We start from the raw sequence: 23,768 nt of genomic DNA on the forward strand, positions 1-23,768 counted from the left end.
AAGTGCAGCTGCTGGCGCAGGCACGTTCCAGGCCGGGGCGGGGCGCATGATCCGTGTGCTGTGTGTCGATGACTCCGCGCTGATCCGTGAGTTGATGGCCGAGATCATCAATGCCCAGCCTGACATGCAGGTCGTGGCCACCGCGCCGGACCCGCTGGTCGCGCGAGACCTGATCAAGCGTCACGAGCCGGATGTGCTGACGCTGGATGTGGAAATGCCGCGCATGGATGGGCTGGACTTCCTCGAGCGCCTGATGCGCCTGCGACCGATGCCGGTGGTGATGGTGTCTTCGCTGACCGAGCGCGGCGGGGAAATCACGCTACGCGCGCTGGAGCTGGGCGCGGTGGATTTCGTCTCCAAGCCGCGCCTGGGAATACGTGGCGGCATGCTCGAGTATGCCGAGACGATTGCCGACAAGATTCGCGCCGCCGCGCGGGCGCGTGTGCGGCCTGCGGGTCGCGCCGTGACGTCGCCATCTGCTGGCGGTGTACAGGCCGGCTCGGTTCTGTCCAATCCGACCCTGTCCAATCCGGCTCAGTCCCATCCTTATCCATCCAGTCTGGCAGACAGGTCAGTCGCCGCTTCGGTCGCCGCTTCGGTCGCCACTTCAGTCGCCGCTTCGGTCGCCACTTCAGTCGCCACTTCGGTCAGTCAGGGCACGGTCAGCCCGCCTGCGACCGCTGCTGCCAGCCGCCGGCCATTGCTGTCGAGCGAGAAGCTGATCGCGGTGGGGGCCTCGACCGGCGGGACCGAGGCGATACGCGCGGTGTTGCAGTCGTTACCGGCGGATGCGCCTGCCATCCTGGTGACTCAGCACATGCCGCCGGGCTTCACGCGCTCGTTCGCCGAGCGACTCAATGGGTTGTGTCGTATCGCCGTCAAGGAAGCTGCGCACGGTGAGCGCATCCTGCCCGGGCACGCCTATATCGCGCCTGGCGACGCCCACCTGACGCTGTCGCGCAGCGGGGCCAACTATGTGGTCACCCTCGATCAGCGTCCGCCGGTCAATCGTCACCGCCCATCGGTGGATGTACTGTTCGATTCCGTGGCGCGGGTGGCCGGTCGCAACGCCGTGGGCGTGATCCTCACCGGCATGGGTCGCGACGGCGCGCGGGGGTTGTGGCAGATGCGCGAAGCCGGCGCCCACACCATCGCCCAGGACGAGCAAAGCTGCGTGGTCTACGGCATGCCGCGGGAAGCCGTCGAGCTCGGGGCCGCACAAAGCGTGTTGCCGTTGAGTCGCATCAGTGGGCAACTGCTCCACCTGGTACAGCTGGCCGGGCGTTCGCAACGCGTCTAGACCGCTTCGATCTGCCTGGGCGTGGAGGTTAAGTGGGTGTGAGTTGTCGGCAAGGAGAAGATGGGCGCAGAGGGTAAAGTCTGCCGGCTCGTGGCCGATAATCCCCTAACAAGGCTGGAATTTTCAGCCGTTCCCTCATGTGATTCTGGAAGAGAGCCCGACCGCTGATGGCCGACAAGAACCTGCGAATCCTCGTCGTCGACGACTTTCCCACCATGCGTCGGATCGTGCGCAACCTGCTCAAGGAGCTCGGCTTCACCAATGTGGAGGAAGCCGAAGATGGGCAACAGGCCCTGGAATTCCTGAATCAAGGCAGTTTCGAGCTGGTGATCTCCGACTGGAACATGCCCAACCTCGATGGGCTCGAGATGCTCAGGCGCGTGCGTGCCAATCCCGCCACGGCCACGTTGCCGGTACTGATGGTCACCGCTGAGGCCAAGAAGGAAAACATCATTGCCGCCGCTCAGGCCGGTGCCAGTGGCTATGTGGTCAAGCCCTTCACGGCGGCGGTGCTGGAAGAGAAGCTGGGCAAGGTCTTCGAGAAACACGGCCTCTGAGCCATCGGGCCACGTTGTCCGCGCCACGTTGGTCGGGCCGCGCTGGCCGCGTAGTTGGTCACATCAAGGAGGGTGTCATGAGTCATCTGGAATCATCATCTGAACCCCAGTCATCCTCGGGCGCTGATCCTGGTGTGATGGCGCGCGATGGGGCAGCCAACCTCGCCAGAACGGGGGATAGCAGCGAAGACCTGATTCGGCGTATCGGCCAGCTGACGCGCATGCTGCGCGACAACATGCGTGAGCTGGGGCTGGATCGCGAGATCGAACGTGCTGCCGAGGCGATCCCCGATGCTCGTGATCGCCTCAATTATGTGGCCAGCAAGACGGAGCAGGCGGCAGATCGTGCCCTCAACGCCTGTGAGCGGGCCCAGCCGCTGCAGGATGCCCTGGCCAATGAGGCGAAGTCGCTCAGCGGGCGCTGGGATGCCTGGTTTGCCGAGCCGGTGGCCCTGGATCAGGCGCGTGAATTGGTGATCGACACGCGTGCCTATCTGGCCGTGGTGCCTGATCAGACCAGCGCCACCAACAGCGAATTGCTCGAGATCATGATGGCGCAGGATTTCCAGGACCTTACCGGTCAGGTGATCAAGCGCATGATGGATGTCATCCAGCAGATCGAGATGCAGCTGTTGCAGTTGCTGCTCGACAATGTCCCGGAGGGCCATGCACGTTCGGCGCTGGCGTCTTCCGGGCAGGCCGCCACCCCGGCGGCCGCTGCGGGGCTTTCGGCAGCAGAACTTTCAGCCTCGGTGCTGGATGAGCAGGCAACCCCCGGCGCCGGGGACGCCCAGTCTGGCGCCTTGCTCAATGGCCCCCAGGTGCGAGCCGATGCACCGGGGGTGGTCGCCAGTCAGGATGAGGTCGATGACCTGCTGGATAGCCTCGGTTTCTAGCCGCCTTCCCGGCAGTGGCACCTGCTGGTCCTTGTTCTTAATACTCTCGTCCTTCATGCCCTTGCCCATCACGCCCTGCGTGGCGGGCAAGGGCGTTTTTGGGCGCTATTCCGCGCTTTGATCCCCGCCGTGCTTGGCACAATAAGACCCATTCTCGGCATGATGCGTTCGCCGTGCGCGCCAGTGTGAGCGTGCGTCATGCTCCTCGGCAGTTTAGGTAGATGCGATCCCAGGCAAGCGGAGTAGCCGGTGGCTGACGAGCAGAGCAGCGACGACAAGACAGAAGACGCCACGCCCCACCGAATACAGAAGGCCCGCGAGGAAGGGCAGGTGCCCCGTTCGCGGGAGCTGGCGACCTTTCTGTTGCTGGGCGGAGGTGCGGCAGGCCTGTGGCTGTTGGCTGGGCCGCTTGGCGACACCCTGGAGCGAGTGCTGGGCGCCTCGTTCGGCTTTGATCGCGCTCAGGCACTCGACAGTCGCGTGATGCTTGCCAACGCCTTGATGCTGGGCCAGGAGGCCTTGCTGGCACTGTTGCCGTTGTTCGCCCTGCTGATGGTGCTGGCGCTGGTCGGCCCGGTGCTGCTGGGCGGCTGGATGTTCTCCACCAAGTCGCTGGCGCCGTCGCTGGGCAAGCTCAATCCCATCAAGGGGCTGGGCCGGATGGTGTCCTCCCAGGCGCTGGCCGAGCTGCTCAAGACCATCGCCAAGTCGATACTGGTCGGTGGCGTGGTGGTGATGTATCTGCATGCCCAGCGCCAGGAATTGATGGCGCTGATGATGATGCCGCTGGGCAACGCCATGGCGGATGCGCTGGCGATCGTGGCGCGCTGCACGGCGCTGGCGATATTGATGCTGATCGTGCCGACGCTGATGGATGTGCCGTATCAGCTGTGGAGTCACGCCAAGAAGCTGCGCATGAGCCTCGAGGAGATCAAGCGCGAGCACAAGGAGACGGATGGCGACCCGCAGATCAAGGCGCGCATCCGTCAGCAGCAGCAGGCCATGGCGCGTGCGCGCATGATGAGCGCCGTACCCACGGCCGATGTCATCGTCAACAACCCGACGCACTACTCGGTGGCGCTGGTCTATCACGAGGGCGACATGCGCGCACCGCGGGTGGTGGCCAAGGGGCGTGATGAGGTGGCACTGCGCATTCGTGAAGTGGGCGAGGCGAACGGGGTGCCGATGCTGAGTGCGCCGCCCCTGGCGCGTGCCCTGCACACCCATGTCGATCTCGAGCAGGAAATTCCCATTGCGCTCTATCAGGTGATCGCCGAGGTGCTGGCCTGGGCGATGCGACTCAAGCGGGCGCGCCAGCAGGGTGGCCTGCGCCCGAGTCTGCCGGCAGATCTGTCCGTTCCCGATGAGTATCAGGTGCCCGAGGAGGCGCAAGGGACGGCTGAGGAGGCTGGTCCGCCAGGCACCGAGCGTGATGGCGGGGAGTCGACAGCCGAAGCTGACGCGTTAGCCTCAGGCGCACCGCCCTCTGACACGACATCCTCTGATGACGCCGATGCCGGGGCGGTGTTCCAGCCCAGCGCCAAGCCCGGGCCGGACGGTGATGCGACGACGGATTCTCGTGTCGGAAGTTGATGACCGCAGTTGATGACCGCCATTTGTGCTCCCCAAGCCCGGGCCGCTGCGCCGCACGCGCAACGCCCTTCACGATCGATGAGCCGCTTGCATGAATACCTTGCTGACACTGTTTGACCGCGTGGGGCTCAACACCTCCAGCCAGCTGAAGGTGCTGGCCGGGCCGCTGCTGATCATGATGATCCTGTCGATGATGGTGTTGCCGCTGGCGCCCTTCATCCTCGATCTGCTGTTCACCTTCAATATCGCGCTGTCGATCATGATCCTGATGGTCAGCATGTTTGCGCAGAAGCCGCTGGATTTCTCGGCCTTCCCCGCGGTGCTGCTGTTCTCGACCTTGCTGCGCCTGTCGCTCAATGTCGCCTCGACGCGGGTGGTGCTGCTGGAAGGTCACAACGGCGGTGACTCGGCCGGCAAGGTCATCGAGGCCTTCGGTCAGTTTCTGGTCGGCGGCAACTTCGCCGTCGGTCTGGTGGTGTTCTCGATTCTGGTCATCATCAACTTCATGGTCATCACCAAGGGTGCCGGGCGTATCGCCGAGGTCGGCGCACGCTTCACGCTGGACGCCATGCCCGGCAAGCAGATGGCGATCGATGCCGACCTCAACGCCGGCCTGATCGGCGAAGACCAGGCGCGCGAGCGCCGCCGGGAAGTGTCGCAGGAATCTGATTTCTTCGGCTCGATGGACGGTGCCAGCAAGTTCGTGCGCGGCGATGCGGTGGCGGGGCTGGTGATCATGGTGGTCAATATCATCGGCGGGCTGATCATCGGGGTCGGGCAGCACGACCTGAGCATGTCCGATGCGGCGCGCACCTATACGTTGCTGACCATCGGCGATGGCCTGGTGGCCCAGATTCCGTCGCTGGTCATCTCGACTGCCGCGGGTGTGATGGTGTCGCGGGTCAACACCAATGAAGACGTCGGTCAGCAGATGATCGGCCAGCTGTTCAAGAGCTCGCAGGTGCTGTGGTTGGCGGCTGGCGTGATGGGGCTGCTGGGTCTGGTGCCGGGCATGCCCAACATGGTCTTCATTCTCTTCACCTTGCTGCTGGCGGGGCTGGGGGGGTGGGCCTCCCAGCGCGAGAAGGAGGTCAGCAGCGAGGCGAAGGAAGAGGTGGCGCCCGCGCCTGCAGCGGCCGTGCAGGAGGTCAGCGAGGCCAGCTGGGATGACGTGCGACTGGTGGAGCCGCTGGCGATGGAGGTCGGTCATCGCCTGATCGCGATGGTCGACATGCGTCAGGGCGGAGAGTTGCTGGCGCGCATCAAGGGGGTGCGTCGCAAGTACGCCCAGGAGATCGGGTTCCTGCCGCCGGTGGTGCATATCCGCGACAACCTCGAGCTTGGGCCCAATCAGTATGTCATCAGCCTGAAAGGTGCCGAGGTCGGGCGGGGCGAGGCCTATCCGGGCCGCTGGCTGGCGATCAATCCGGGTAAGGTCTCCGGCAAGCTGCCGGGCGTGGCCACCACTGAGCCGGCCTTCGGCCTGGCCGCCACCTGGATCGAGCCGGAAACCCGCGAGCAAGCCCAGGTCTATGGCTACACGGTGGTCGACACCCCGACCGTGATCACGACCCACCTCAATCATCTGATGACCCGCCATGCCGATCAGCTGCTCGGGCGCAGTGAGGTCAGCAAGCTGCTCGAGAAGCTGGGCCCGCAGGATGGTGGCCTGGTGGAGGAGGTGGTGCCGGCCTTGATCAGTCAGGGCACCCTGCAGCGCATCCTGCACAACCTGCTGGATGAGGAAGTCTCGATTCGCGACATGCGTACCATCCTCGAGGCACTTGCGGAACATGCCCCGCACAGCAAGGACCCCAACGACCTGACTGCCATGGTGCGCGTCGCCCTCGGGCGTGCCATTACCCAGTACTGGTTCGGGGCCGAGCGCGTCTTGCGCGTGATTGGTCTGGAGGCGCAGCTCGAGCAGGTGCTGATGCAGGCCTTGAGCAGTGGCAATGCGCTGGAGCCCGGCCTTGCCGATACCTTGATGCAGCATGCCGAGAATGCCGTCGCCGCGCAGGACGCCAATGGCGAGCCCAGCGTGCTGGTGGTCGGGCATGCGCTGCGACCCTTGGTGGGCCGCTTCCTGCGTCGTCGCTTCAAGAGTCTGGCGGTGCTGTCCCAGGCAGAAATCCCCGATGACCGCGAGCTACGGGTCACGCAGATGATCGGGGGTCGTGCGGCGTGACGACGGGGTAGCGCGACTCACCACCGAGCAAGACAACAACATGCCGCAAAGGCAGAGAAGTGCGACAGGGAAGGCGTCGACAAGGGGTGTGTCGAGCGTCTGCAGCAAGACGGATCTGAAGGAGTCAGCAGTGCAGAGAAGAAGGCGAGTGGCGACAGGGTGCAGGAAGGCCTGGGCGGGAGTGGTGTCGAGAGCGAAGCTGAGTGCGAAGCCTGGAAGCAGGACGGCACCGATAGCGGCCTTGATGACAGCAGCAGCGCTGTGGGCCGCGACGCTGGCCGCGCCGGCACAGGCCGCCAGTGCGGCGGTGATGATGTCCGTCGAATCGCTGACCATCGCTCAGCGGGGGCATTGGTATATGCGCCCTCTGGCAGTGGCAGATGCCGTGCGTGCTTCAGGGCTGATGGCGCCTGACAGGACGCGCGTCACCGCGATTCATTGGCGCTATTCGCTCACGAGTGCGCCGGGGGAGTGGCAGGTCATGCTCTGCCTGGAAGAGCGCTGCGCCATGCTTGCGGCAAGGCGTGGCAAGTTGACCCTGCCCACCCGGGAGCTGGCGACGGCGCCATTCTCGCTGAAGGTCTATCGCAATGGGCGTGGTGTACTCAAGCCGGCGGCACATCTGGATGACATCCAGCTGGTGATCGACGTCGAGAGTCTGGAAGGCGCGTGACTGGCGGCGTTGTCAGCGAAAGGGGCTGGCTTTGAATGACTGACGATCGCTGGTTGATTGGCTAGTGAGTGGCGTGCAGCAGCAGTGTCTGGAGGCTCGGCAGAATGCCGGGCCTCGCGTGTTTCTGGGGCAGCAGGGGCGGCGTTGCAGTCGGGATGTGCAGCCCGCGGGTCTCACGCCTGAGATATTCAAGCCGGGACATTCAGGCCGGGACATTCAGGCCGAGACGTTCAGTCGTGAGGCCCCCGCCGCAGGCCGTCCATCGGCGGCGTAATGGCCGGGCGCACGTTGATGCAGGCTGTCGAGAATCTTGCTGTGCAGTGCCATGCGCTGACCGATCAGCTCACCATTCAAGCGATTGCGTGCCTGGGCGCGGCGCGTCAGCGTCACCAGATGCCACCACTGGGTGGCCAATACCGGCTGGCTGGCGAGCACCGTATGCAGTTCCAGTGGGTCATTGGTGAGCCCGGCGCTGCTCAGCCAGCTGCGCCGGCGGCTCTCCAGCGCTTCCAGGCGGGCGGCGTTGGCCAGCTTGGCTTCGCGCGAGGCCTCAAGGTCTGCCGCGCTCGGTAGTCGTTGGCCCAGCAGGCGCTGTTCTTCCTCGAGCAGGGCGATGAAGTCATTCAGCTCCTGCTCGAGGCCGGAAAAGATCTCGCCCAGCAAGGCTGTCGAGGCGTCATCGAGTGTCATGCGTCACCTTCGAAGGCATCGATCAGCCCTTGTGCGATGCGGTCGACATCGATCTTGATGCTGCCATCTGCGATGGCCTGCTTGAGGCTGTCGACGCGCGCCTGGTCGATGTCCTGGCCTGCATCGATCGCGCTGCTGGAAAGCTCGACCTGGGTGGAGTCGGCCGTGGAGGCCGCCGTCGTGGTGGCGGTGGTGTCCTTGGCCGTCTCGGGACGCAGTTCGCGCGGGGCTTGAGTGTCGCTGCGCTGTATCGGGCCGCCATGTTCAATCTTCATTGACTGTCCTCTCTGGCCGTCGGGCCGGGCTCGACGATGAGCCTGTCATGGATGGGTTGCGTGCGTCATCTGCGCGCTTGAATCGACTATCGGCCATGCCGGCACAAGCTTTACCCCACACAGGCAATATGGTCCCTCAGGAATGAGGTATCTGGTGCGGGTGGCGGCTTGTCAGTATCAAGCATTTCGGCCTTTGAACGTCAGCGTCTCGTTCCGGTGCGTCAGCGTGTCGTGGCTGGGCGTGCGCAGTCAACAGGATGACTCGGGTTGGTCCGGCGCGGTTCAGCTCGGCTCAACTCAACTGAAGTCATCATGGCGCTACCCGCCGCGGCCCGATGACGCGGGCGCGCACCCAGTCGCCCGGGGCGAGTTCGATGCGGATGCGCTCATCGAGCGCCCCTGCCTCCAGTGCCCGCGCACTGCGCTGCATGCTGAAGCCTGTGCCGCTGACCTGATAGGTCACGGTATCGCCGAAGTTTACCAGCGGGATGGCGCGCACGCTGTTGCGGGTGATGACTTCGCCGGCGCGCAGGCGGCGGCGTACCTCGAAGCCTGACAGTGCCGCGGCGCTCTCGAAACCATTGCCACGCAACTTGCCCAGTGGCGTCAGTACCGGCGTCAATCTCGCGGGTGCCAGCGGGGTGCCGCTCGCAAGCGGCTGTGGCGTGCTCAGGCGCCAGGCGAAGCGTTCCATGCGAACGCTGACGATATGTTGCTGGCCGTTGGCGCACAGCAGCTGCAGGCGTTTGAGACCCGGTGTATGGCGGTCACTGCGCGCGGCATTGAGGCTCAGTTGGGGTGCCGAGCAATCTTTCAGGCGGGCGGGCAGGCGACGCAGCTCGAGTTGTACTGAGGCCTCGCTGGGCGCGCGCAGTGGCGGCTCACCGGGCATGCGCACTCTGACGGAGCCGCTGTCCTCGGCGGTGAAGAAGTCGCTCAATTGCCAGCGCAGGGCCTCGACGGCGCGTGTCTGCGCGTCTTTGACTGAAGGCGCTGTTGTTGAGGCTATTGATGAGGTTGTTGCTGATGCTGATGCCTGGGCGGCAGACAGCTGAATGGTAGAGCCGATCGTGTCTGAGGTGTTGGCATGCACAGCGGCCCCCGCGGGCAGCAGGACCAATAGCCCGGTGCTGGCGATGGTGCGCCACAGGCCTTTTATCGTCGCCAGTCCTCTAGCCACAGACAGGCCTTTCGCTACGCTGATTTTCGGCATGCTGTCTCTCATCGCGAGTGGCGTCCGGGGCGGAAGGCGGGGTCAAGCGCCCCTGGTTCAGGGCACAAGGTTCAGGGCGCTGGATCAGTGCCGCGAGAGATTGTAAGCCGCCCCCGACACCGGCATGGCCAGAAATAGCCGCGATAAAGTGGCTTGTTCTTACCTTCATCCTGGCGCTGGCTGACTATTCTCAGTCCTGCTTTCCGTCATGCTCCCCTACGCGTGAGCTGATCGATGGATGTTCCCTCGCTCACATCAGGGCGAGGTGCCGACAGTGGGGCACTTCCATGTTTGATCGACTTGATTCCCTCATGAGCTTTCACCAGCAGGCGCTGGGCCTTCGCGCCGAGCGTCAGCAGGTGCTGGCCACCAATATCGCCAATGCCGACACGCCGGGCTATCTGGCACGCGATATCGACTTCTCCGCCACCCTGGCCAAGGCGACGGCGGGCAATGCCGCGCCGGGGCCGCTTGCGCTGAACACGACCCAGGCCGGCCACCAGGCTGCCAGCGGGGCGGGGCTGTCGCTGGGCGCAGACCTGCTCTATCGCGTGCCGACACAGCCGAGTCTGGATGGCAATACCGTCGACATGGATGTAGAGCGGGTCAATTTCGCGGACAACAGTCTGCATTACGAGGCCAGCCTTGAGCTTCTGACCGGCAAGATCCAGGGCCTGCGTCTGGCCATGCAATCGGAGAACAGTTGATGGCAGCGTTCAGCATCTTCAACGTCGCGGGTTCCGCGATGGCGGCCCAGTCGCAGCGCATCAATGCCGTGGCCAGCAACATGGCCAACGCCGACAGTGTGGCGGGCCCGGATGGCAAGCCCTATCAGGCGCGTCAGGTGGTGTTCGAGTACGCGCCCCTCGCGCGTCAGGCCAATGCCTCGCTGGCGACGGCCAACCTGGCCGGTGGCGGTCTGGCGACACAGATGGCGTCACGCAGTGCAGGCCTTGGGGGTGTCAGGGTCAGCTCGGTGGAGCTGAGCGATGCCCCGGCGCGGCAGGAGTATCGCCCCGATCATCCCCTCGCGGACGAGCAGGGCTATGTGACCTTCTCCAATGTCGATCCGGTCGCCGAGATGGTCGACATGATCGCGGCTTCCAAGTCCTACGAGGCCAATGTCGAGGTCTTCAATACCTCCAAGTCCCTGCTGCGCAAGACACTGACGCTGGGGGAATGACCCTCGCTCAGGGCTTTGGCCTTCTGACCGCTTCTTCTGATTTCGGGTAACCGCATGGCGACGCTAGACACCAGTGTGCTCAACAGCATCAACCAGACCACCACGACCTCCGGTGTCATCGACAGCACGCAGTCGGTGAGCAGTACCGAGGAGCTCAATGATCAGTTCATGACCCTGCTGGTGGCGCAGATGCAGAACCAGGACCCGATGGACCCGGTGTCGAATTCCGACCTGACCGCGCAGCTGGCCCAGATCAGCACCGTCAGTGGTATCGAAGAACTCAACACCACCCTTGAGGGCATCACGGCGCAGATTTCCAGCAGTGAAGCGCTGCAGGCGGCCAGTCTGCTCGATCAGGGCGTGCTGGTCGGCGGCAATGCGGTGCTGGTGGGCAACGCGACTTCGACACCCTTCGGCCTTGAGCTGGCCGACGATGTCGACAATGCCACCGTCGAGGTGCTGGGCGCGGATGGCAGTGTGGTCAAGACCTTCGAGTTGGGCGCATTGGAGGCGGGTATTCATGGCTTCGTCTGGGACGGTTTGCTGGATGATGGCACTGAAGCCGCCGATGGCTCCTACCAGCTGGCCGTGACGGCCGAGCGGGCAGGCGAGAGCTATGACGACCTGCAGACGCTGAGTTATGGCGTGGTCAGTGGCGTCAATCAGACCGACAGCGGTGCTCAGCTGGACTTGGGGCCGGTGTTGGGTGTCGTCAGTCTGGACGCCGTGCGTCAGGTGCTTTGAGCTGAGCCCATGGCGCCGGGATAGCGCCAGCGAGCCCGCCGGACGGGCCACCAGTTTCAGGCCGTTTGGCCGCCCCCGAGCTCGCTGACAGGTCTCGGGCTTTCATCTTCATCGCGATCAAAGGGACAGACCATGGCGTTTTCACAGGCATTGAGCGGTTTGAGTGCGGCGGCAACCAATCTGGATGTGATCGGCAACAACATCGCCAACTCGGAAACGGTAGGCTTCAAGTCCTCCGAGACCCAGTTCGCGGATCTTTATGCCAGTTCCCAGGCGGCGGGTATCGGGGTCCAGGTTGCCTCCATCTCCCAGGACTTCTCGACCGGTTCGCTGGAAACCACCGGGCGTGATCTCGATATCGCGATTTCCGGCGAAGGCTTCCTGCGCTTTGCCGACAGCACCGGTCAGGTGGTGTATTCGCGCAATGGCCAGCTCAATGTCGATGCCGATGGCTATATCGTCAATACGCAGGGTGCCCAGCTGACGGGTTATGCCGGCGAGCGGGTCACTGGCGAGCCCGTCGTGCTGCAGGTGCCGACCGCGCCCCTGGCGGCCAGTGCGACCCAGGACAATCTTGCCAACAGCATCTATGGCGCGCAGATATCCATCAATCTGGATTCCGAAGCCGAGCCGACCACCACGACCTTCGATCCGATGGATCCGACCAGCTATGACTATGCGTCGTCGATGACCGTCTATGACAGCCTGGGCAGCGAGCATGTCGTGACGTCGTTCTATACCAAGACCGGCAGCAATACCTGGGATGTTCAGCATGTGATGGACTTCGCCGGCAAGTCGGCCGAATACCAGTCGGATGTGAATGCCGGCATCACCCCGACGGTGGATTTCGATGTCCAGGTGGAGCAGATCAGCTTCGGTACCAATGGCCAGCTGAACAGCGACTACACCCAGACCGCCATGACCTACACCCTCGCGAACGGTGCCGAAGACATGAACTTCAGCATCGACCTGACGGGCAGCACCCAGTACGCCAACGACTACGAGGTCACCTCGCTATCCCAGAACGGCTACACCTCGGGCAGCCTGGTGGGCATCTCCATCGACGGAGACGGGCGGGTGATCGGCAGCTACTCCAATGAACTGACCCAGACGCTGGGCACCATCGCGCTGGCCAACTTCGCCAACGACCAGGGCCTCAAGCCCAATGGCGACAACAGCTGGCTGGCGACCGCGGAATCCGGTGAGCCGCTGGTCGGCGTGCCGGGTGAGGGGGTGTTCGGTGATGTGGTCTCGGGTGCGGTGGAAGCCTCCAACGTCGACCTGACCACCGAGCTGGTCGATCTGATCATCGCCCAGCGCAATTACCAGTCGAATGCCCAGACCATCTCGGTGCAGGACGAAGTCCAGCAGACCGTGATCAACCTGCGTTGATCCGGGCTGACTGATGCCATGTCGCCTGACAGCGCCAGCGCTGCGCGCGTTATCTGACCAGATCGGAGTCGGCTGATGGACAGAATGCTCTACACCGCCATGAGCGGCGCCCAGCGCAGCCTGGCGGCTCAGGATGTCGCCAGTCATAACCTGGCCAACCTCACGACCACCGGCTTTCGCGAGATGCTGACGCTGTCGCGGGCGGTGGATGTGCAGGGCGAAGGGCTGGCGACACGCGTCTCCAGTCAGCTGACCACCGCGGGAGCCTCGATGGCCCAGGGCACGATCCAGACCACGGATCGCTCGCTGGATGTCGCGCTGGACGGCCCCGGCATGCTGGCCGTGCAGGGCGCGAATGGCGAGGAACTCTACACCCGCAACGGCGCGCTGCAGATCGATGCCGATGGCGTCCTGACCTCCGGCGGCTTGCCGGTAATGGGCGATGGTGGGCCGATCGAACTGCCGCTCAACGCCATCGTGCATATCTCCGCCGATGGCAGCGTGAGTGCGCGCTCGGCGGCGGATGCGCCTGACACCATGGTGCTGCAGGCCCAGCTCAAGCTGGTCAATCCCGAGGCCATTCCCGGCAGTCCGGCGCTTGTGCGCGGCGAGGACGGCTATTTCCGTCAGCCGCCGACTGCGGCGGGAGAGGCCGCGCCACCGCTGGCTGCCGACCCGCTGGTGCGGGTCGTCTCCGGCGCCCTGGAGAGCAGCAACGTCTCGGCGACCGACGCGATGGTCGCCATGATCAACAACGCGCGCAGTTTCGAGATGCAGATGAAGAGCATCGATACGGCAGAGCGCATGGCCGAGCGTGGCAACAGCCTGCTTGGTACCGACTGACCCCGTAATCACGGCGGAGCCCCCTGATGATTCGTGCCCTATGGACAGCCAAGAGCGGCCTTGAAGCTCAGCAGATGCAGATGGACGTCACGGCCAACAACCTGGCCAACGTCTCGACCAATGGTTTCAAGCAGTCGCGTGCGGTGTTTGAAGATCTGCTCTACCAGAACATGCGCCAGCCCGGCGCTGCCTCCTCTGCCACCACCGAGCTGCCCTCGGGGCTGCAGGTGGGCACCGGGGTGCGCACCGTGGCCACCGAGCGTCTGCACATCCAGGGCAATCTGGAGCAGACCGAGAACTCCAAGGATGTCGCGATCAATGGTCAGGGCTTCTTCGCGGTGATGCTGCCGGATGGCACCAATGCCTATACCCGCGATGGCTCCTTCCAGCTCGACAGCACCGGCCAGATGGTCACCGCCAGTGGCTACCCGCTGGACCCGGCGATCGTCATTCCGGCCAATGCCCTGAGTGTCGATATCGCCTCCGATGGCGTGGTCAGTGTCACCCAGCCCGGCTCCACCAACAGCACTGAGGTCGGTCAGCTGCAGCTGTCCACCTTCATCAACCCGACGGGCCTGTTCAGTCGTGGCGAGAATCTGTATTCCGAGACCGACGCCTCCGGGCCGCGCAGTGACAACGTGCCGGGCTTCAATGGTGCGGGCACTCTCTATCAGGGCTTTGTCGAGACCTCCAACGTCAACGTGGTGGAAGAGATGGTGGGCATGATCCAGAACCAGCGTGCCTACGAGATCAATTCCAAGGCCGTGACCACCACCGATCAGATGCTGGAGCGTCTGGTCCAGATGTAAGGGTTGTCGCATGTCGCTTTCGCGTGATCTCTTGGTGGTGGCACTGCCATCCCTGTCAGCTGTTTGCCCACGCCAGATTGGCTTGGCGATGCCTGGATTGGCGTTGCCTGGCTGGCGTCGCCTGCGCCGCGCGCTGGCTGGATTGGCGATGCTGACCATGACGCTGGTAGGCGCCGGGTGTGCCCATATCCCCAGCGAGCCGCTAGTCGATACCACGCCAATGGAATCGACGATGCAGCCGCGCCCGGAACCGATGGCCAATGGCGCCATCTTCCAGCCGCTGTATGGCAACCAGCCGCTGTTCGAGGATCGCCGCCCGCGTGCCATCGGCGACATCATCACCATCCTGCTCGACGAGAATGTCAGCGCCAGCAAGAGCTCGGCCAGCAATGCCAGCCGCGACGGCAGCCTCGGTTTCTCGCTGACCGCCATCCCCGATTTCATGACGGGGCTGCTGGATGGAACCGATGCCGATATCGAGGGCGAGAATGACTTCACCGGCAGCGGTGGCTCGAATGCCAACAACAGTTTCACCGGCACCATCACCGTGACGGTCAGTCAAGTGCAGCCGAACGGCAATCTGGAGGTGCGCGGTGAGAAGCGCATCGCGATCAATCAGGGCACCGAGTCGATTCGCTTCTCCGGAGTGGTCAATCCGCGCACGATTTCCTCGGCCAATACGGTGCAATCCACCCAGGTGGCCAGTGCACGCATCGAATATGTCGGTGATGGCTATATCAACGAGGCGCAGAACATGGGCTGGATGCAGCGCTTTTTCCTCAATCTGGCGCCGTTCTGAGTCTGGCATGACGATTGCCGCGGCTTGTTCTGCAGAGGATTGCCCTGTTTTGAATGCTTCGTCCAGATCTCTCACCACGCTGTCCCATCATGAGTCGCTATCCGATGCCTGAGATGCTCCCTTATCCCCGCTGGCGCGCTGCGCTGGCCGCCTGCCTGATGCTGGTGAGCTGCCTGACCTTGACGTTGCAGTCGGCGCAGGCCGATCGCATCAAGGACCTCGCCCAGGTGCGCGGCGTGCGCGACAACCCGCTGGTCGGCTACGGCCTGGTGGTGGGGCTGGATGGCAGTGGGGACCAGACCACCCAGGCGCCGTTCACCGGCCAGAGCCTGACCAACATGCTCTCCCAGCTGGGCGTGACGGTGCCGTCGGGCACCAACATGCAGCTCAAGAACGTGGCGGCGGTCATGGTCACTGCCAGCTTGCCGGCCTTCGCAAGCTCCGGTCAGCCCATCGATGTCGTGGTGTCGTCGCTGGGCAATGCCAAGAGTCTGCGCGGTGGCACCTTGTTGATGACGCCGCTCAAGGGCGTGGATGGCCAGGTCTACGCACTGGCGCAGGGCAATCTGATCATCGGTGGCGCCGGTGCCTCGGCCGGCGGTTCCAGCGTGCAGGTCAACCAGCTCACGGCCGGGCGCATTCCCAGTGGCGCGACGGTGGAGCGCGGTGTGCCGACGCGTCTCGGGGATGAGAATGGCGTGATCCATCTCGATCTGTTCGAGGGCGATTTCAATCATGCCCAGAACGTCGCCAGTGCCATCAATCGCAACTTCGGCGGCTCGCTGGCCTCGCCGCTCAGCAGCCGCGATATCGTGGTGCAGGCACCGCGTGATCTCAGTCAGCGTGTCGGGTTCATCGCCAGACTCGAGAACATCGAAGTCGCCCTGGGCGTGCCGCGTGCGCGTGTGGTGGTCAATGCCCGGACCGGCTCGGTGGTGATGAACTCCGAAGTGCGCCTGGCGCGCGCTGCGGTCACCCACGGCAACCTGTCGGTGGTGATCGACGCCAATCCGGTGATCAGTCAGCCTGCGCCGCTGTCCCAGGGGCAGACGGCAGTGGTCAATGACCCCGATATCAGCGTGAACCAGCAGGGCGGTGCGCTGCGCATGGTCGAGGGGACTGCCAGCCTGCAGGAGGTCGTCGATGGCCTGAATGCGCTGGGCGCCACGCCGCAGGACCTGGTCTCGATTCTGGAAGCGCTCAAGGCAGCCGGTGCGCTGCGTGCTGATCTCGAGGTGATCTGATGAGTGTGCTTGGTAGCGGTGCCAACGTGGATGCCGGTCGTCTGGCCTTCGACACCCAGGGTCTGGCGAGCCTCAAGGGGGCGGCCAGCAGTGGCGGCGAGCGTCAGCAGGAGGCGCTGGAAGAGAGTGCGCGCCAATTCGAGGCCTTGATGCTCAACATGATGCTCAAGCAGATGCGCTCGGCGACCGAGAACTCAGCGCTGACCGGCTCCCAGCAGCAAGAGATGATGACCTCGATGCTGGACCAGCAGCTCTCCCAGCAACTGGCCAGTGTCGGTGACGGTATCGGCCTGTCGAAGATCCTGATTCAGCAGTTGTCCTCCAGCACGGCGACGGGCACTGACACGAAGATGAGCACTGACAGCAGCGCGACGCCTTCTGCGGCAATCTCCCCCAGCGCAGCAGCCGATGGGAAGTCGGTCGCTGAACAGGGTGCCGGTGGCTGGTTGTCGGCGGTGGGTCTGACCCCGGAGGGGGGCGCGGCTCGCGAAGGTGATTGGCAGGCGGCGGTGGAGACACGCGCTGCAGACGAGGTTACTGGCTTCATGGCGATGCTCGATACGCTGGCGCCCGGCGACACGGCGCGAGGCGTCTATGCCGAGTTGCCGATGGCGACGACAGGCAAGGATGACGTGTCTGACACCGTCAGCCCCGTGAAAGAGACCGACATGGCAGTGCTCAGCGAGCAACAACGCCGTCAGCCCGAGAATGTGCAGCGCTTCGTGGCGGAATTTGGCCCCGCCGCTCAGGCGGCCAGTCGTGAAAGCGGGCTGCCCGCAGAATTGATTCTGGCGCAGGCCGCGCTGGAGACGGGTTGGGGTCAGCGTCGCATTCACACCGAGGCCGGCACCGACAGCCATAACCTGTTCGGCATCAAGGCCGGCAGCAGCTGGCAGGGCGACAGCACCACGGTGCTGACCACCGAATACCGCGATGGGCGTCGCATGCGTCTCGAAGACAGCTTCCGCGTCTATCCCGATCAGGCCAGTGCGCTGCGCGATCATGCCGCGCTGCTGACCGGCGCCCAGCGTTATGCCCACGTGACGCAGTCTCCGGACGCCGAGAGTGCAGCGCGCGCCTTGCAGGAGGCGGGCTACGCCACTGACCCGCACTATGCCGACAAGCTGATCTCGATCATGAGTCGGGTTGGCCCGCTGGAGGCCAGCGGGCCGCTCGAGACAGCGGAGACCCGCCTGGCGTCACGCGATGCCGTGCCTGCGTCAGCGCCTGTCGCAACCGCCAACTCAAGCTCCCCGCGCGGGCTGCTTGAGGCTTCTGCGCCGCTGTTTGCCCTCGATGCGCGCGATGCTCAGCCGCTGCTCCAGATGGCGGCTGCGACGGATGCGGTGTCTGCGACGAATAAAGAGATCGGTGCTGGCAGTCAAAGTAATGCATCAGGGGCCATCCAGTTGGCGATGGGCCGTTCAGAGCCGCTGATCCGCTAGAGCCGCTGATGACGATTCACTGTTGATGAATTGCTGGCAACTATTGCTGCCTAGGGTCTCAAGTTGGCGTCTGGCGCGCCGATAATCACAGCATCCGTACGCCGGTGTGGCGTCATTCATCTTCTCCCTTTTCCCATTGTTCCTTTCAGGTAAACGCCATGGCCAGCAGCATGTTGAGTATCGGTGTCAGTGGTCTGCAAGCCGCCCAGACGGCGCTTGCCACCAACAGCAACAACATCGCCAACGTCTACACGCCGGGCTATAGCCGTGAAACGGTCGAACTGAGTGGCAGCAGTGGTGGCGGTGTCAGCGTGGCGTCGATCAGCCGCCAGACTGACAGCTATCTCGCTGCGCAGCTGGACAGCGCCATGAGCGCCAGCACGGCGCTTGAGACCCACGAAGCCAACATCAGTCAGATCGACAATCTGCTCGCCGATGACGAGGCGGGCCTGGCGCCGTTGATGCAGGAGTTCTTCGGCGCCATCGAAGGCGTGGCCAGTCAGCCGAGTGATCCGGCGGCGCGCGAGAGCCTGCTGGGCAGCGCCGAGAGCCTGGCCGGGCAGTTCAATGCCTTCTCCGCCTATCTGGATGACATGGACGCTGCGGTCAATTCACAGCTCGGCGATGTGGTCGGTGACATCAACACTGCCACCAGCCAGATCGCCTCGCTCAACGAGCAGATTTCCCTGACGCGTGCGCGTACCGGCGAAGAGCCGCTAGGCCTGCTGGATCAGCGCGATCAGGCGGTGACCGACCTGCAGACGCTGGTCGGCGTCGAGGTGCAGGAGCAGGATGGTCGGCTGAGCGTCAGCCTCGGCAATGGCCAGCTGCTGGTCAACGGCAGCAGCAATTACGAACTGGCCGTGGAGCCAGACCCGCAGGACATGAGCCGTTCGGTGGTCACCTACAGCGTGGCGCCGGGCGTCACCAGCGCCATCGATGAGGGGCAGCTCGAAGGCGGCACCCTGGGCGGGCTGTTGAGCTTCCGCGCCGACAGCCTCGAGCCGACCCAGAATCAGCTCGGCCAGTTGGCCGCGGGTCTGGCGTTGACCTTCAATGCCCAGCACGCCGACGGTGTCGACGCCAATGGCAACGCGGGGGGCGACTTCTTCACTCTCGGCGATCCGGAAGTGCTGCCGGCCAGCGGCAATGCCGCCGGAGCGGACCTTGAGGTGACATTCGCCCCCGCCACCCAGCAGGAAGGTGACGACTTCTACAGTGTCGCGCTGACCGGCGATGACTACCGCCTGAGTCTTGACGGCGGCACCTATCAGTTGGAAAACCTCAGCAGCGGCGCCGTGCAGACCCTGACTCCGGACAGTGAAGGCGTGATGCGCCAGGATGGCCTGGTGTTCACCGCCACCGGCATGGCGGACGGTGACAGCTTCACCATCCAGCCGACGCGCAATATCGCCGATACCTTCGGGGTCGCGATCGACGAGGGCGCCGAGATCGCGGCGGGCTCAAGCGATGCCAGCCTCGACAACCGCAACATTCTCGCCCTGCAGTCACTGCAGAGCAGCGACGCCCTGGGCAGCGCCGGCAGCTTCAATGATTACTACGCGTCGCTGGTCAGCCAGGTCGGCAACCAGACCCGCCAGGTGCAGGTCAACCTGGAGGCTCAGCAGGGCCTGACCGAGCAGCTGTCGGCGGCAGACCAGTCGATCTCTGGGGTCAATCTGGATGAAGAAGCCGCGGACCTGATCCGTTATCAGCAGTATTACCAGGCCAACGCCCAGGTCATCCAGACCGCGTCGACGGTGCTGGATACCATTCTGAACATCCGCTAACGAGGCCGTGATGCGCATCAGTACCCAAACCCTCTATGCCCAGGGCGTCACCTCGATGCTGGATCAGCAGGCGGCGTTCTCCAAGGTGTCCGAGCAGCTGGCCACCGGCAAGCGCGTGGTCAATCCCTCGGATGACCCGAGTGCGGCCAGCCAGGCGGTGACGATCTCGCAGTCCCAGGCCGTCAATGAGCAGTTCAGTGACAGCCGCACCACGGCGCGCAACAACCTCTCCATCGAGGAAAGCGCGCTCAATCAGGTCACCGACACCATCACGCGTGTCCAGAGCCTGATCGTGCAGGCGGGCAACGGCACCCTCAGTGACAGCGACCGTGATGCGCTGGCCACCGAGCTTGAAGGCAGCCGCGAAGTGCTGCTGGGGCTGGCCAACAGCACCGACGGCAACGGCAACTATCTGTTCGGCGGCATGAGCGGTGATACGGCGCCCTTTGGCGAGGATGGCAGCTATCGCGGCGATGATGAGCAGCGCCAGCAACGCGTCGACAGCTCGCGCCTGATGGAGGTCAATCATACCGGCAGCCAGATCTTTGGCGGCGTGGCATCCGGCAATCAGCAGCTGGCCCGCCAGACCAGCGAGAGCGAGTCGTCACTGCCGATCACCTTCAAGGGGCCGGAAGTCGTTGATGCCGCGGCGCGGGTCGATGGTGCGGCCTACAGCGTCAGCATCGATGCCGCTGGCGTCACGATCAGCGGCACCGATGCTGACGGCAATGATCTCCCGATCCTGGATGGCGAAGGCAACCCGCTGCCATCGCCCGTGGCGTTCAGCGATGGCATGACGCTTGCGTTCAATGGCCTGTCGATGACGCTGTCCGGTGATGAGCAACAGGTGCTTGAGGCTCAGGCCTCCGGCAAGGCAACCCAGCTGGTGGTCGAGGAGGGTGAGGCCAGCGCCGATCTGTTCGCCAACCTGGATGGGCTGATCAGCGCGCTGAGCACGCCGATCGAGAGCGAGGCCGACCAGGCCGCCTTCAACAACGCCATCTCGACCGCCAGTCGCCAGTTCAGCAACAGTCTCGACAATGTGCTGACGGTGCGCGCCGATGTCGGCACCAAGCTCAACGAGCTGGATTCACTGGATATCATCGGGGATGACCGTGAGCTCAACTATGCCTCGACACGCTCGGACCTGATCGATCTGGATTACAACGAGGCGATCTCCGACTACTCGCTGACCCAGGTGGGGCTGCAGGCCTCCCAGCAGGCGTTCTCGGATATCTCGGGCATGTCGCTGTTCGACTATCTGCGCTGAGTGATGGCGTGACCGCGCTCGAGAAATGATGAAAAAGCCGCACTGGATACTCGCTCTCGCGATGGCATTCGGTGCGGCTCTTGCGTTCTGGTGGTTGCTTTTCAGATCAGTGCTTGCGTGTCATGGCATCGTGCCCAGGCCTTCATGCACGGCCTGGAAGGCGCCCAGCGCCTGACGGAACAACAGCGACAGCCAGTCCGTCATGCCCGGCATCATCAGCCACAGCATCGCGATGCCCAGCAGCAGGGTCAGCGGGAAGCCGATCGAGAACACCGACAGCTGCGGCGCCGAGCGGTTGAGTACGCCCATCGCGAGATTGATCGCCAGCAGCGAGGCGACCAGCGGCAAGGCCAGCAGCAGGCCGGCACTGAACAGGCTGGCACTCCACAGCAACAGATTCTCGAGCCCGACGGGCCCCATGCGGCGCAGGTCGAGGGGAATCTCGTGGAAGTGGGTGACCAGGATTTCCAATACCAGCAGATGGCCATTGAAGGCCAGAAACAGCAGCATGGCCAGCATGCCCAGCAGACGCGACAGCACCTGGGTATTGGTGCCGGTGTCGGCCGAGAAGAAGCTGGCGAAGGCCAGCCCCATCTGCAAGCCGATGAATTCCCCGGCCGCCTCGACGATGGCGAAGGTGATGCGCATCACCAGCCCCAGTGCCAGCCCGACGCCCATCTGCAATGCCAGCTGCCAGACGGCGGCCGGGCCGAGCACGTCCACGGGAGGCGGGCTCTCGACCAGTGGCGCGATGATCAGCGCCAGGCCAAAGGCCATCAACAGGCGCACCGGCGTGGGCAGGCTGCGGTGACCGAACAGCGGCGCGCTGATCATGAAACCGGACAGGCGCGCGAAGGGCCACATCACGCTCAGCAGCAGGGCCTGGAGATGCTCGGGGGACAGCAGATCATTCGGCAATGGAGCGTCCTCCCGCCGGGCTTGCGTCGAGCCTGTTGTCGATGCGCATGCAGGTGTCGCTCATCCGATCAGGTGCGGGAAGCCGGTGAAGACGCTGCGCGTGAAGTCCATCAGCGTCTCCAGCAACCAGGGGCCGGCCAGTACCAGGGTGCCGAACACGCCAAGAATCTTGGGGATGAAGGACAGGGTCATCTCGTTGATCTGGGTCGCGGCCTGGAACAGGCTGACGATCAGGCCGATGAACAGGGCGCTGGCCAACAGCGGGCTTGCCACCAACAGGGTGATGTACATGGCATGCGAGGCCAGGCTGGTGATGACTTCAGGTGTCATGGCGGCGCGTTCTCGATGGGCAGATGGGAGGTGTCGAGGCTGGCAGTACACGGTTGCGCGTCACGACTAGAAAGCCTGGTGATGTCAGGGCCTGGCTCAGTAGCAGCTCTCTCAGTACCAGCTCTCTCAGTACCAGCTCTCTCAATAGAAGCTCTCGGCCAGCGACCCCAGCAGCAGCTGCCAGCCATCGACCATCACGAACAGCATCAACTTGAAGGGCAGCGAAATGGTGGCGGGTGGCACCATCATCATCCCCAGCGCCATCAGCACACTCGCCACTACCAGGTCGATGATCAGAAAGGGCACGAACAGACTGAAGCCGATCTGGAAGGCGGTCTTCAGCTCGCTGGTGACGAAGGCCGGCAGCAGCACCCGCCACGGCACGTCCTGCGGGGTCTGGATTTCCTCGACCTTGGCCAGGCGCGCGAACAGGGCGATATCCGGCTCACGCACCTGACCGAGCATGAATTCGCGCAGTGGATCGCCACCGCGTTCGATGGCTTCCTGCAGGCTGATGGCCTGGCTGTCATAGGGTTGCCAGGCCTCGTCGTAGATGCGCTCCAGCACCGGCGACATCACGAAGAAGGTCAGAAACAGCGCGATGCCGACCAGCACCTGGTTGGGCGGCGCAGACGCGGTGCCCAGCGCGGTGCGCAGCAGGCCCAGCACGATGATGATGCGGGTAAAGGCACTCATCATCAGCAGGCCCGCCGGCAGCAGGGCGAGGCCACTGAGCAGGATCAGCGTCTGGATATTCAGCGACCAGGACTCGCCGCCGTCCGGCAGTGGCTGGCTGGTCAGGCCGCTGAGCACATCGGCGTGCGCCGCTTGGCTGGTCAGCAGACATACCGACAATGCGATCAACAGCCCTGTCAGCAGCTCTCTTGTCTTAAGCCCTCTAGCTCTCAAGCCCGGCGACAGCCTTACCAGCCCCGTCATGAGCGAGGCTCCGCGTCATCTGCCTTGTCTGAGGTAGTAGTTTGCGTCACATCAGAGGGCGTCGTGGCGGACATGGCAGCCGACGAGCGTCTGGCGAGACGGTCGCGCAGCAGCTCGGCGAAGCCGGCCGCGGCACCGCTCCCGCCGGTTGCGGAGACAGGCGAGGCCAGCGATGCGTCGTTCGGAGTGCTGCCAGCGTGTGCGGGTACCAGGCCGCCATTCTCGGCCGTCAGCTCACCGAGGGAGGTGATGCCCGCCGGCCCGACGCCCAGCAGCAATTGCTGGTTGCCCACCGCTACCACCACCAGACTCTGCTTGTGACCCAGCGCCAGACGCGCCAGCGGGCGCAGGGCAATGCGATTGCCGCGCAGTGTCTGGGCACCCCCGAGCGTCTTCATCAGCCATGCCAGCAGCAGGATCACGCCGATCACCGCAGCAAGCGCCAGCCCGGTATTGACCAGGCTGGCCGCGCCCAGCGGTGAGCTGTGGCCTGTGTCGGCAGTCAGGTTTGCATCGCTACCGAGAAAGGCCGGTGACGGCGCCTGGGTGGTGGCGCTGGTATTGGTATTGGTATTGCTGCTGGCGCTGGTATTGGAAATGGCGCTGGCAGCGCTGTAGGGCGCTGTCTCGGCATCCGGCAGCAAGATCGCGCCGTCAGGGGCATCGGAGGTCATGAC

24 protein-coding genes are annotated in these 23,768 nt (G+C 64.2%); 17 read left to right on the top strand and 7 right to left on the bottom strand.

What is annotated here, in order from left to right:
* Window positions 1-46: 46 nt before the first annotated feature.
* The 6 genes from ACJJV2_RS07815 to ACJJV2_RS07840 all read left to right on the top strand — a co-directional run bounded on the left by ACJJV2_RS07815 (window position 47) and on the right by ACJJV2_RS07840 (window position 7,207).
* Window positions 47-1,300, top strand: a complete 1,254-nt coding sequence (locus tag ACJJV2_RS07815) for a chemotaxis response regulator protein-glutamate methylesterase (protein ID WP_405279711.1) — start codon at window positions 47-49, stop codon at window positions 1,298-1,300.
* Window positions 1,301-1,467: 167 nt separating this feature from the next.
* Window positions 1,468-1,857: a chemotaxis response regulator CheY gene (gene cheY / locus ACJJV2_RS07820; protein ID WP_131432094.1), complete on the top strand. Its 390-nt coding sequence runs from the start codon at window positions 1,468-1,470 to the stop codon at window positions 1,855-1,857.
* Between the two features lie 137 nt (window positions 1,858-1,994).
* On the top strand, window positions 1,995-2,753 hold the full coding sequence (cheZ, locus tag ACJJV2_RS07825; protein ID WP_405280721.1) for a protein phosphatase CheZ: 759 nt from the start codon (window positions 1,995-1,997) through the stop codon (window positions 2,751-2,753).
* Window positions 2,754-3,002: 249 nt separating this feature from the next.
* Window positions 3,003-4,346: a flagellar biosynthesis protein FlhB gene (gene flhB / locus ACJJV2_RS07830; RefSeq protein WP_405279715.1), complete on the top strand. Its 1,344-nt coding sequence runs from the start codon at window positions 3,003-3,005 to the stop codon at window positions 4,344-4,346.
* A 91-nt stretch (window positions 4,347-4,437) separates the two neighbouring features.
* Window positions 4,438-6,534: a flagellar biosynthesis protein FlhA gene (gene flhA / locus ACJJV2_RS07835; protein WP_405279718.1), complete on the top strand. Its 2,097-nt coding sequence runs from the start codon at window positions 4,438-4,440 to the stop codon at window positions 6,532-6,534.
* Window positions 6,535-6,778: 244 nt separating this feature from the next.
* Window positions 6,779-7,207 (top strand): flagellar protein FlhE, encoded by a 429-nt coding sequence (locus tag ACJJV2_RS07840; RefSeq protein ID WP_405279721.1) that lies wholly within the window; start codon window positions 6,779-6,781, stop codon window positions 7,205-7,207.
* 216 nt (window positions 7,208-7,423) lie between these two features.
* Here ACJJV2_RS07840 and ACJJV2_RS07845 read toward each other — a convergent pair whose 3' ends face one another.
* From ACJJV2_RS07845 to flgA, 3 genes are all read right to left on the bottom strand, one after another.
* Entirely contained in the window at window positions 7,424-7,897 is a 474-nt protein-coding gene (locus ACJJV2_RS07845; protein WP_405279724.1) for a flagella synthesis protein FlgN, read from the bottom strand.
* Entirely contained in the window at window positions 7,894-8,172 is a 279-nt protein-coding gene (flgM, locus tag ACJJV2_RS07850) for a flagellar biosynthesis anti-sigma factor FlgM (RefSeq protein WP_405279727.1), read from the bottom strand. Before flgM ends, ACJJV2_RS07845 begins: the two co-directional genes overlap by 4 nt.
* 310 nt (window positions 8,173-8,482) lie before the next feature.
* Window positions 8,483-9,385, bottom strand: coding sequence for a flagellar basal body P-ring formation chaperone FlgA (gene flgA / locus ACJJV2_RS07855; RefSeq protein ID WP_405279730.1), 903 nt, complete (start codon window positions 9,383-9,385; stop codon window positions 8,483-8,485).
* Window positions 9,386-9,696: 311 nt separating this feature from the next.
* Here flgA and flgB point away from each other — a divergent pair, with 311 nt between their 5' ends.
* From flgB to flgL, 11 genes are all read left to right on the top strand, one after another.
* Window positions 9,697-10,092, top strand: a complete 396-nt coding sequence (gene flgB, locus ACJJV2_RS07860) for a flagellar basal body rod protein FlgB (protein ID WP_318833290.1) — start codon at window positions 9,697-9,699, stop codon at window positions 10,090-10,092.
* Window positions 10,092-10,568, top strand: coding sequence for a flagellar basal body rod protein FlgC (flgC, locus tag ACJJV2_RS07865; RefSeq protein ID WP_054556609.1), 477 nt, complete (start codon window positions 10,092-10,094; stop codon window positions 10,566-10,568). Before flgB ends, flgC begins: the two co-directional genes overlap by 1 nt.
* Before the next feature lie 54 nt (window positions 10,569-10,622).
* Window positions 10,623-11,312, top strand: coding sequence for a flagellar hook assembly protein FlgD (locus tag ACJJV2_RS07870; RefSeq protein WP_405279734.1), 690 nt, complete (start codon window positions 10,623-10,625; stop codon window positions 11,310-11,312).
* A gap of 132 nt (window positions 11,313-11,444) precedes the next feature.
* Window positions 11,445-12,704, top strand: a complete 1,260-nt coding sequence (flgE, locus tag ACJJV2_RS07875) for a flagellar hook protein FlgE (RefSeq protein WP_192838841.1) — start codon at window positions 11,445-11,447, stop codon at window positions 12,702-12,704.
* A gap of 75 nt (window positions 12,705-12,779) precedes the next feature.
* A complete protein-coding gene (locus ACJJV2_RS07880; RefSeq protein WP_405279737.1) occupies window positions 12,780-13,547 on the top strand; it encodes a flagellar basal body rod protein FlgF in 768 nt (255 codons plus the stop codon).
* Between the two features lie 26 nt (window positions 13,548-13,573).
* Window positions 13,574-14,356, top strand: a complete 783-nt coding sequence (gene flgG / locus ACJJV2_RS07885) for a flagellar basal-body rod protein FlgG (protein ID WP_054556613.1) — start codon at window positions 13,574-13,576, stop codon at window positions 14,354-14,356.
* 148 nt (window positions 14,357-14,504) lie between these two features.
* Entirely contained in the window at window positions 14,505-15,155 is a 651-nt protein-coding gene (locus ACJJV2_RS07890) for a flagellar basal body L-ring protein FlgH (protein WP_342357192.1), read from the top strand.
* Window positions 15,156-15,259: 104 nt separating this feature from the next.
* The gene (locus ACJJV2_RS07895; protein WP_373456576.1) at window positions 15,260-16,399 is read left to right on the top strand and encodes a flagellar basal body P-ring protein FlgI; all 1,140 of its coding nucleotides are present in this window, start codon (window positions 15,260-15,262) and stop codon (window positions 16,397-16,399) included.
* A complete protein-coding gene (gene flgJ, locus ACJJV2_RS07900) occupies window positions 16,399-17,844 on the top strand; it encodes a flagellar assembly peptidoglycan hydrolase FlgJ (protein WP_405279742.1) in 1,446 nt (481 codons plus the stop codon). Before ACJJV2_RS07895 ends, flgJ begins: the two co-directional genes overlap by 1 nt.
* A 158-nt stretch (window positions 17,845-18,002) precedes the next feature.
* The gene (gene flgK / locus ACJJV2_RS07905) at window positions 18,003-19,634 is read left to right on the top strand and encodes a flagellar hook-associated protein FlgK (RefSeq protein ID WP_405279746.1); all 1,632 of its coding nucleotides are present in this window, start codon (window positions 18,003-18,005) and stop codon (window positions 19,632-19,634) included.
* A 10-nt stretch (window positions 19,635-19,644) separates the two neighbouring features.
* Window positions 19,645-20,904, top strand: coding sequence for a flagellar hook-associated protein FlgL (gene flgL, locus ACJJV2_RS07910; RefSeq protein WP_405279749.1), 1,260 nt, complete (start codon window positions 19,645-19,647; stop codon window positions 20,902-20,904).
* A gap of 120 nt (window positions 20,905-21,024) precedes the next feature.
* On the opposite strand, the gene fliR is transcribed toward flgL, so the two are convergent.
* The 4 genes from fliR to fliO all read right to left on the bottom strand — a co-directional run bounded on the left by fliR (window position 21,025) and on the right by fliO (window position 23,765).
* Complete coding sequence (gene fliR, locus ACJJV2_RS07915) at window positions 21,025-21,822, bottom strand: flagellar biosynthetic protein FliR (RefSeq protein ID WP_225996565.1); 798 nt, start codon at window positions 21,820-21,822, stop codon at window positions 21,025-21,027.
* A 60-nt stretch (window positions 21,823-21,882) separates the two neighbouring features.
* Window positions 21,883-22,152: a flagellar biosynthesis protein FliQ gene (fliQ, locus tag ACJJV2_RS07920; protein WP_054556620.1), complete on the bottom strand. Its 270-nt coding sequence runs from the start codon at window positions 22,150-22,152 to the stop codon at window positions 21,883-21,885.
* A 141-nt stretch (window positions 22,153-22,293) separates the two neighbouring features.
* Window positions 22,294-23,091, bottom strand: coding sequence for a flagellar type III secretion system pore protein FliP (gene fliP / locus ACJJV2_RS07925; protein ID WP_405279753.1), 798 nt, complete (start codon window positions 23,089-23,091; stop codon window positions 22,294-22,296).
* On the bottom strand, window positions 23,088-23,765 hold the full coding sequence (fliO, locus tag ACJJV2_RS07930) for a flagellar biosynthetic protein FliO (protein ID WP_405279756.1): 678 nt from the start codon (window positions 23,763-23,765) through the stop codon (window positions 23,088-23,090). The genes fliP and fliO overlap by 4 nt, the downstream gene beginning before the upstream one ends.
* Window positions 23,766-23,768 lie beyond the last annotated feature (3 nt).

Source organism: Cobetia sp. Ld8, from assembly GCF_045066615.1.
Lineage (GTDB): Bacteria > Pseudomonadota > Gammaproteobacteria > Pseudomonadales > Halomonadaceae > Cobetia > Cobetia amphilecti.